8 protein-coding genes are annotated in these 8,486 nt (G+C 68.4%); 1 reads left to right on the top strand and 7 read right to left on the bottom strand.

Features of this window, described 5'->3' with window-relative positions; all coding sequences use genetic code 11:
* From LI953_RS10980 to LI953_RS10950, 7 genes are all read right to left on the bottom strand, one after another.
* The coding region (locus LI953_RS10980; protein ID WP_227076123.1) for a helix-turn-helix domain-containing protein at positions 1-289 on the bottom strand (289 nt) is incomplete at its 3' end.
* 91 nt (positions 290-380) lie between these two features.
* Entirely contained in the window at positions 381-1,238 is an 858-nt protein-coding gene (folD, locus tag LI953_RS10975) for a bifunctional methylenetetrahydrofolate dehydrogenase/methenyltetrahydrofolate cyclohydrolase FolD (RefSeq protein WP_227076122.1), read from the bottom strand.
* A 69-nt stretch (positions 1,239-1,307) separates the two neighbouring features.
* Complete coding sequence (gene purU, locus LI953_RS10970; protein ID WP_227076121.1) at positions 1,308-2,174, bottom strand: formyltetrahydrofolate deformylase; 867 nt, start codon at positions 2,172-2,174, stop codon at positions 1,308-1,310.
* A gap of 93 nt (positions 2,175-2,267) precedes the next feature.
* A complete protein-coding gene (locus LI953_RS10965; protein ID WP_227076120.1) occupies positions 2,268-3,125 on the bottom strand; it encodes a metallophosphoesterase in 858 nt (285 codons plus the stop codon).
* Complete coding sequence (locus LI953_RS10960) at positions 3,122-4,828, bottom strand: bifunctional protein-serine/threonine kinase/phosphatase (RefSeq protein WP_227076119.1); 1,707 nt, start codon at positions 4,826-4,828, stop codon at positions 3,122-3,124. The genes LI953_RS10965 and LI953_RS10960 overlap by 4 nt, the downstream gene beginning before the upstream one ends.
* The gene (locus tag LI953_RS10955) at positions 4,821-5,387 is read right to left on the bottom strand and encodes a cob(I)yrinic acid a,c-diamide adenosyltransferase (RefSeq protein WP_227076118.1); all 567 of its coding nucleotides are present in this window, start codon (positions 5,385-5,387) and stop codon (positions 4,821-4,823) included. Before LI953_RS10955 ends, LI953_RS10960 begins: the two co-directional genes overlap by 8 nt.
* A gap of 61 nt (positions 5,388-5,448) precedes the next feature.
* A complete protein-coding gene (locus tag LI953_RS10950; RefSeq protein WP_227076117.1) occupies positions 5,449-6,222 on the bottom strand; it encodes a ferredoxin--NADP reductase in 774 nt (257 codons plus the stop codon).
* A 275-nt stretch (positions 6,223-6,497) separates the two neighbouring features.
* On the opposite strand from LI953_RS10950, the gene LI953_RS10945 reads away from it, so the two are divergent.
* A complete protein-coding gene (locus LI953_RS10945) occupies positions 6,498-8,486 on the top strand; it encodes a hypothetical protein (protein WP_227076116.1) in 1,989 nt (662 codons plus the stop codon).

Genomic DNA, 8,486 nt, shown 5'->3' with positions numbered 1-8,486 from the left:
CCTGTAGCGATGATAGCGAGGGCGAGATCTGCCCATTCTCGATTTTCGACAACATGCCGCCCGACAGCCCGGCCGAAGCCGCCAGTTCGGAGACGGTGATGCCCACGCGGCGGCGCAACTGGCGCACCTGCACGCCGATCGCCTGCTCCAGCGTCAGATCGGAAACCGCGGCGGCACTGCTACCGGTGTTGAAGGCGGGCAGCCCGGCCTCGGCCAGGGCTTGCGGCAACGGCGCCTTGATCACCCGAGCCTTGCCCGGTGCGGCCTTCTCCCGCGCGCTTTCCGCCATCGCCTCTCCTCCGCCAGCGCCCTCTGCGTGGCGCTACGTTAGAAAAGGCCAACCCTGCTTACAAATCAAGCGCCACAAGGGGCGCGAGTGGTCAGCGCCCGGCGTGCAGCCGCTTGGCGGCGGTCAGCGTGTTGCGCAGCAGGCAGGCGATGGTCATCGGCCCCACGCCGCCCGGCACGGGGGTAATCTTGCCCGCCACGCTCGCCGCTTCCGCAAAGGCCACGTCGCCCACCAGCCGGCTCTTGCCCTCGCCCGCCGGCACCCGGTTGATGCCGACATCGATGACCACGGCGCCCGGCTTGATCCAATCGCCCTTCACCATCTCCGGCCGCCCCACCGCCGCCACCAGAATATCGGCGGTGCGGCACAGCCCCGGCAGGTCGCGTGTCTTGGAATGGGCCATGGTCACGGTGCAATTCTGTTGCAGCAACAGTTGCGCCACCGGCTTGCCCACCAGATTGGAGCGCCCGACGACCACCGCATGCAGCCCGGTCATGTCGGGAATATTGTCTTGCAGCAGCAACAGGCAGCCCAGCGGCGTGCAGGGCACCAGCCCCTCGGCGCCCGAGGCCAGCCGCCCGGCATTCATCACGGTCAGCCCGTCCACATCCTTCTCCGGCGAGATCGCGGCAATCACCGCCTCGGCGTTGAGATGCTTAGGCAGCGGCAACTGCACCAGAATGCCATGCACCGCCGGGTCGGCATTGAGCTGGCGCACCAAGGCGAGCAGCGCCTCCTGCGTGGTCTCGGCGGGCAGACGATGCTCGAAGCTGCGCATCCCCACCTCCACCGTCTGCCGCGCCTTGTTGGCGACATAGACTTTCGACGCCGGATCATCACCCACCAGCACCACGGCGAGGCCAGGCTTGAACGCAAGGGTGGCAACTTCCGCCGCGATGGCGGCGCGCAGCTTGGCGGCATAGGCCTTGCCGTCGATGATCTGGGTCATGCGTGCATCTCCGTGACTCCGCCCCGCGCGGGGCGCGTTCTGACTGGCGGGGGCATAGCCCCGCCGCGCCTAGCTGGCAAACACCACCGTTTTGGTGCCGTTCAGGATCACCCGGTCCTCCAGATGGTAGCGCACGGCCCGCGCCAGCACCCGTCGCTCGATGTCGCGCCCCTTGCGGACCAAATCATCGGGCGTGTCGGCATGGGAAATGCGCTCCACATCCTGCTCGATGATCGGCCCCTCGTCGAGATCCGAGGTGACATAATGCGCGGTGGCGCCGATTAGCTTCACGCCCCGCCCATGCGCCTGGTGATACGGCTTCGCCCCCTTGAAGCCGGGCAGGAAGGAATGATGAATGTTGATGCAGCGCCCTGAGAGTTTCTGCGCCAGCGCGTCGGAGAGCACTTGCATGTAGCGCGCCAGCACCACGAGGTCGGATTGCGTCTGCTTCACCAGCCCCCAGATCTGCGCCTCCTGCTCCATCTTGGTGTCCTTGGTGATGGGCAGATGATGAAACGGCACCCCGGAGAAATCGAGTCCCGCATAAGCCTCGATGCCATGGTTGGAGACGATCGCGGTGGGCGTCATCGCCAGTTCCCCGATCCGCCAGCGATACAAAAGATCCGCGAGGCAATGGTCGAATTTCGAAACCATCAGCAACACGCGGCGCGGCGCGGCATGATCCGAAATCCTCCAGCCCATGCCGAATTCCGTGGCGATGGCGGCGAAGCCCTCGCGCAGCGCGCCAGGCTCCGCCCCGCCCAGCAAATCAAACGCGATTCGCGCGAAGAATTTGCCGGTTTCCGCGTCGTCGAATTGCTGCGCCTCGCGAATGTCAGCACCATGCCGGAACAGATAGGTGGAGACGGCGGCGACGATGCCGGGGCGGTTTTGGCAGGAGAGCGTCAGCACATACTGGGCTTTGGGCTGGGACATCGGGGCGGGCATTCCTGAACTTGCGGTTGCGCCCGGTGATACAGCGCCCAGCGGTCCGCGCTCAACCTCAGGCGCGCCGCAAGCACCTGTTTTTCACAGTTCCAACAGCCCCGGGCGGAAGTCCAGCGCCCGCGCGCCCTCGTGGGAGACATAGCCGCGCGGGGCCGAGACCACCCGCACCGCGCCAAACTGGCTCTCATGGCGGAAATGCGTATGCCCGTGAATCCAGGCATCGGGCGCGGCCTGCTGGAATTCAGGCAGCAATTCCGAGGCATAGGCCGGCGCGATGCCGCCCTTGCGCCGCCCCAGAAACGCCGCCCCCGGCGCGTGATGCGTGACCACGACGATACGCGCCGCCGGGTCCTCGGCGCGCAGCCGGGCCAGGGTGATATGCAGCCAGGCGCGCGAGCGCTCATGCCGGGCGCGCGCGTTTTCGGGCGTGAAGCGCGTGGTCATGCGGTAAATCAGCCGGAAATCGTTCATATGCGCGGAGGCGAATTCCATCGCCGCGCCGGGGTCGCCATGCAGGGTGAAATCGGTCCACAGCGTGCAGCCCAGCACATGCAGCCGCCCGCCCGGCAGCTCGAAGCTGGCGACGCTGTTTTCCAGATACCGCACCTTGCCGCCGCTGCGCTCGGCGGCGGAGAATAGCGCCGGCTGCACGAGCTGGATCTGCTGATGATAGAACTCATGATTCCCCGCCACCAGCACCACCGGCAGGCCGAGATAATCCGCCACCTGCTCGGCATAGACCACCGCGCGCAGGCCGGTATGGATATCCCCCGCCATCACCACGAGGTCGGCCTCGGGCAGGCCGGTAAGCAACGGCCCGCGCAACGGGTGTTTGCCAGGGGCGCGGTGGCGGGCCATGAAATCGCGCCAGCCCGGCACCGAGAGCTGCCAGCGCTCCATCTCCAGATGCAGATCGCTCATGTACAGAATGCGGATCATCGGGAACCGCGCGCCAGCAGATAAACAAACCCGGCGCCCAACAGCAGCGCCAGCGCCCGCCAGAGATAAACCTCGCCATTCGGCACGCGCCAGCGGCGTTTCTGAATCCCCTCCTCGCCATGCGCCAGCCCGTCGCGCAGCGCGCGGGCGAGCGCCCCGGCATCGGCATAGCGGTCCTCGGGCCGGGGCGAGAGCGCGCGTTGCAGCACCAGCCCCAGCCAGCGCGGCAGATCGGGCCGCAGCCGCGCCAACGGCAGCCTCTCCGGCTGCCCGAACGGAAACGGCCCGCCGGAGAACATGCGGTAGATCGTCACCCCTAGCGCGTAAACCTCGGTGCGGCCACTGGCTGGGGCGTGTTGCAGCAACTCGGGCGCCATGTAGCGGATGGTGCCGCCGGGCTTCACCGCCTCCTCGGCGTCGATGCCCGGCAGATAGGCCATGCCGAGATCAAGCAGCCGCAGCTCCCCGCCCTCCAGCAGCATCACGTTCTCGGGCTTGAGGTCGCGGTGGATGATCTGGATCGCGGCCAGATCCTGCACCGCCTCGCACAGCTTCAGCGCGATGCCCATCCCCTCGGGCAACTCCACCGGCGGCGGGCGGTTGAGCCGCTTCTCCAGCGTCTCGCCGCGATACAGCGGCATCACCAGATACAGCGAGGTCCGCCGCTCGGGCGGCACGTCGAGATAGCGCACCACGTTGTTGCCGCGCACGGCGGTGCCGATCCAGGCCTCGCGCATGAAGCCGGCGGCGAACACTTCGTCCTGCAGCATCGCGGGCAGCGGAATCTTCAGCGCCACCTCACGCTCGCCGATGGTGTCATAGGCTTCCTTGAGGATGGTGTAGCGGCCGCGGAACAGCGTGCGCCCGATGATGAAATCATCCCACACATCGCCCTCATGCGGCGGCGGGCGCAGCGGCAGATCGGCCAGCGCTTCGCCGCGATCTTCATCGGGGACGGCCATAACGCGCAGGCTGAGCACCGCCTTGTCCGCCCCCGGCAACGGGGCGAGCGCAGCCAGTGCGGCATCAGCCAGGGCGGCGTCATCCTCCCCGGCGCGCTGGGCCATCAGCTTGGCCAGCACGGTGTAGACGGTATAGAGCGCCTCTGGCCCCGCCGCCTCCACCCCGCCGAGCAGCAGATACATATCCCCCGGCTCGGCCTGCACCTCGATATGCTCCACGGTGAGGTCGTCATTCAGCCCCAGGGCGCGGGCAGGCAGCGTGGGGCTCAGCCGCCCCTGCGGGCGCATCAGCGGCAACAGCACCCGCCCGCGCAGCCGGTAGATCTGGCAGGTGCCGATCTGCATCAGCCCGATACGCCGCCGCTCCAGCAGCACCGCCGAGAGCGACACCGGCGCCAAATGCCGCGACACATCGCCGCGCATCTGCCCCGAGAGCCAGCGGTTGAGCGCCGCCAGGGCGCGGGCCGCCGCGCGCCGGGCCGAGAGCGTGCGCCGCGCGCCGAAATACCCTTCGGCGAATTCATGCACGGCGAGCTGCGCGGCGTCGCGCGCGCCGGTGGCGCCGTGCGGAAGCTCGGCATGGGCGCGGGCCATCACCCCGACCACCCCGCGCTCGGGCGCGCCGAAACTATCTCCCGTATAAACCGCGAAGAAATTATGCGACGCCGACGAGCCCGCTTGCGCCGCGAAGGCCGTGGCCACCCGCCACGCGCCGCACGCCAGCGGGGCGGTGTCAGCCATCGCGGTGCCTGGCCGGCTGCCAGGCGCGCTCATCCGCCGCGCCACCGGCCACGCGCGCCAGCACGAACAGCAAATCAGACAGCCTGTTGAGATAGACCAGCACCAGCCGGTTCACGCGCTCATCCGGGGCTTCGAGCAGATGCACCACCGCGCGCTCGGCCCGGCGCACCACGGCGCGGGCAAAATGCAGATGCGCCGCCCCCGGCGTGCCGCCTGGCAGCACGAAGGAGGTGAGCGGCGGTAGCTCGGCGTTTAATTGGTCGATGCGGGCTTCGAGCCACTCCACCTGCGCCTGCGCCATGCGCAGCGCGGCGTCGCCCTCCTTGATCGGCACGCACAGATCGGCGCCGAGGTCGAACAAATCGTTCTGCACCCTGGCGAGCAGATCATCCTCGGCCACCGCGACATGCAGGCGGGCGATGCCGATGGCGGCGTTGGCTTCGTCCACTTCGCCCAGGGCGGCGACGCGCAATGAGGATTTCGGCACCCGCGCGCCATCGCCGAGCGAGGTTTCGCCCTCATCACCGCCACGGGTATAAATTTTGTCCAGCTTGACCATGCTGGACTGCACCACGGTTCCGGCCCGCGCCGCAAGCCGGAACCGCGCCTTGCTGGCGGCGTTATTTCTCGACGAACGCCTTTTCAATCACATATTCACCGCGGCCGTGATGGCTACCCTCGGTGAAGCCGCGCGAATCCAGCAGCGTTTGCAGGTCTTCGAGCATCTGCGGGCTGCCGCAGAGCATCACGCGGTCGGTCTCCTTGTTCAGCGGTGTCAGGCCAAGATCGGCCTCCAGCTTCCCGGCCTCGAACAGCGCCGTCAGCCGGCCATTATGGCGGAATGGCTCGCGCGTCACGGTCGGGTAATAGAGCAGCTTCTCGCGCGCCACCTCGCCGAAGAACTCGTCGTTCAGCAGGTTGTTGACGACCATCTCGCCATAGCCCAGCTCGGCAATATGGCGGCAGCCATGCGCCAGCACCACATGGTCGTAGAGGTCGTAGGTCTCGGGGTCTTTCACGATGCTGATGAACGGCGCCAGCCCGGTGCCGGTGCCGAGCAGATACAGCGTCTTGCCCGGCAGCAGGTTTTGCTGGATCAGCGTGCCGGTCGGCTTGCCGCCCACGAGCAGCGAGTCGCCTGGCTGGATCTTCTGCAGATGCGAGGTCAGCGGCCCGTCCGGCACCTTGATCGAGAAGAATTCCAGATGATCCTCGTGATGCGCGCTGCACATCGAATAGGCGCGCAGCAGCGGCTTGCCGTTGACGGTCAGCCCGATCATCGTGAATTGCCCGCTGATGAAGCGGAAACCGGGGTTGCGCGTGGCCGTGAAGCTGAACAGCCGGTCAGTCCAGTGCCGGACGGACTGCACCGTCTCGGTATACATCGTCGCCAATTTGATAACTCCGCTCCGTGGTGCCCGCCGGGTCGGCCGGCGGCGCGGGCAGACCGCCAAAGCCCCGCCCGGGCGCGTCAATATACGAGCCAGAGAAAATGTTAACCTCCTTTTTGGCAAAGCAGAGGCCCAAAAAGCAAAAAACCTCTCCTGCAACCCCGCAATCGCGGCCAGCCCGCGTGCCCGCGCGCCATTCTCCCCAGGCCCGGGAGATGAAACTTTGCGCCAGGGCGGGATTTGCGATAAAGAATTCTCGCTTTTCCGCCGGAGCTGACATGACCTCTGCGACTTTGCGTGACCTTGAGCGGCAGCTCCTTGCCGACAGTTTTCGCCGCGCGCCTGAATTCGCCGCTTTCCGTGGCCTGAAAGCCACACCTCCCGCCGTTCCCCAGGGGCTGGTCGGGCTGCATCTGCGCCTGATTCTGGAGGCCGAATCCCTCGCCGCCAAGGGGGTGCCGCCGGCGCTCGCCCGCGCCGGGGCCGCCCGCGCCGCCGCGCAATACATTCTGGCCGAGGCCGAGACGCTGGCGCCGGAAGACCGTGCCGCCCTGCCCGGCTGGGTGGCGCCGATGGCGGCTGAAATCCCGCCCGGTTCCGATTACCTGACCCGCGAATTCTCGCTCTCCGCCGCCGAGGCGGGGCTGCTGCTCCAGGCTTGGCCGCATCTCGGCACCGCCGAGGCGCTGATGGAAACGGGCGGCGATATCCGCCTGGCGCGCGACCCGAAGACGGCGCTCAACGGCTATGGCTGCTCGCACCGCCCGCGCCCCTGGGCCATCACCTTCGCCTCGTCCACGGCGTCCTCCTCCTCAGAGCGCGGCTATATCGCGGCGGATAAGATGCGCCTGCGCATCACCGCCGCCCTGCTGCGCGGGGTGCCGCCGCATCAGGCCATCCGCCACGCCATCGCCGCCGCGCGCCGGGGCATCGCCAGCACGTTCGGGCTGGGGGCCGATGAGCGCATCATCCTCGCCGCCTCGGGCACCGACACCGAGCTGCTGGCGCTGGCGCTCACCCATCTCGCGGGCAGCGACAAGCCGATCCTCAACATCCTCATCGCGCCCGAGGAAACCGGGCGCGGCGTGCCGATGGCGGCGCGCGGGCTGCATTTCGCGGTGGACACCGCGCGCGGGCATGATGTCACCTTCGAGGCGCCGATCGAAGGCTTCCGCCCCGACACCGCGCTCGCCAACATCATGCTGCGCCAACCCTCCGGCGCGGTACGCCCGCAGGCCGAGGTCGAGGCCGAGATCGAGGCCACGCTGGCGGCGGGCATCGCCGTGGGCCAGCGCGTCATCCTGCACGGGCTGGACCTCTCCAAGACCGGGCTGCTCGCCCCCACCCCCGCCTTCCTCGCCAAGCTGCGCCAGAGCCACGGCCCGCATTTCGACATCGTGGTCGATGCCTGCCAGGCGCGGCTCTCCCCCGCCTCGGTGCGCGCCTATCTGGCGCTGGACGCCGTGGTGCTGGTCACCGGCTCCAAATTCTTCACCGGTCCGCCCTTCGCCGGGGCGGCGCTGCTGCCCGCCAGCTACACCGCGCGGCTGCGCGCCGGCACCCTGCCCGCGGGGCTGGACGCCTATTTTGGCCGCGACGAATTCCCCGCCGACGCCAAAGCCGCCAAAGCCCTGCATGCGGGCGGGAATTACGGGCTGTCGCTACGCTGGCACGCCGCCCTGGCCGAGGCCAAGGCCCTGCTGCGCGTGCCGCCCGCCCGCCGCGCCGAGATTTTGCGCAGCTTCGGCGAGACGGTGCGCGCCGCCATCGCCGCCCAGCCGGCTCTCACCTTGCTCGACTCCCCGCCACTCTCCCGCACCGAAGCGGACGAGACGTGGGAGCGCCTGCCCACGATCTTCACCTTCAGCCTGCGCGCCCCGCACGCGCCGGCCCGCTGCGTCACCCCGGCCGAAGCCCGGCAGGTTTATGTGTGGCTGAACACCGATCTCTCCCCGCTGCTGCCCGGTGAAAGCTGGGTGGCGGCGCGCATCTGCCATATCGGCCAGCCCGTGCCGCTGGCTCAGCCCGCTGGCGAGGGGCAGATGGGGGCGTTGCGCGTCTCCGCCGGGGCGCGGCTGCTGGCCGGCGAGCCCTCGCACCGCAACCTCGCCGCCCAGGCGCGGCTGGCGCGCGAGTTCCTCGACCTCAACACCGTGTTCCTGAAGATCGACCTGATCCTGCGCAACTGGGACAAGCTGGCCGCCGCCAACCCCATCCCCAGCTACCGCCCGGCCAAGCTCGCCGCCCCGGATTTGGTGAGCGCCTGA

It is taken from the genome of Acidocella sp. KAb 2-4 (genome assembly GCF_020567705.1).
Classification (GTDB): domain Bacteria; phylum Pseudomonadota; class Alphaproteobacteria; order Acetobacterales; family Acetobacteraceae; genus Acidocella.
This window is presented reverse-complemented; position numbering and strand designations above follow the sequence as displayed.